The following is a 577-nucleotide window of genomic DNA, read 5'->3' as shown; positions in this document are numbered from 1 at the left end:
GGGCATCCACGTCATCGCGCCGCTGGTGCCGCGTGCCGAATGGCCCGAAGTGAAGAGCTTCGCGCACCGGCTGGCGCAGGCGGTCGCGCAGAGCGATCCCGACAATTTCACGGCTGCGCTGCCCAAGGTCCAGCGCAAGGGCCGCATCTTCGTCGATTATCTGCGCAACCAGCGCGGCGCGACTGCTGTCATGCCCTACAGCGTGCGGGCACGGTCGGGCGCGCCGGTCGCCGCGCCAATCACGTGGAAGGAGATGGAAACGATCGATACGCCGGCCCATTGGCATGTCGGCGACGCGGCCGAGCTGGTGAAGCGCGCCGCCTCCAAGGCGCTCGCCGGCTGGGGCCGCGCCGACCAGTCGCTCCCCGACCTGTGAAGATCGCCACCTACAATGTGAACGGCGTCAACGGCCGGCTTGCGGTGCTGCTGCGCTGGCTCGACCTCGCCGAGCCCGACATCGTCGTCCTGCAGGAGCTGAAGGCACCACAGGAAGCGTTCCCCGAAAAGGCCATCCGCAACGCTGGCTATGAGGCGATCTGGCACGGCCAAAGCCGCTGGAACGGCGTGGCGCTGCTCA

The 577-nt window shown here is 68.3% G+C and carries 1 protein-coding gene and 1 pseudogene; both read left to right on the top strand.

From position 1 onward, the window contains the following. A pseudogene (locus tag QHC67_RS19055) lies at positions 1-376 on the top strand (DNA ligase D); the annotation flags it as partial. Continuing rightward, positions 373-577, top strand: a 205-nt coding sequence (locus QHC67_RS19050) for an endonuclease/exonuclease/phosphatase family protein (RefSeq protein WP_319296737.1), incomplete at its 3' end; no start/stop codon positions are given. The pseudogene QHC67_RS19055 and the gene QHC67_RS19050, both read left to right, overlap by 4 nt.

Source organism: Sphingobium sp., assembly GCF_033795625.1.
Lineage (GTDB): Bacteria > Pseudomonadota > Alphaproteobacteria > Sphingomonadales > Sphingomonadaceae > Sphingobium.
The sequence above is the reverse complement of the archived record's forward strand: the minus strand, read 5'-3'. Positions and strand labels throughout refer to the sequence as shown.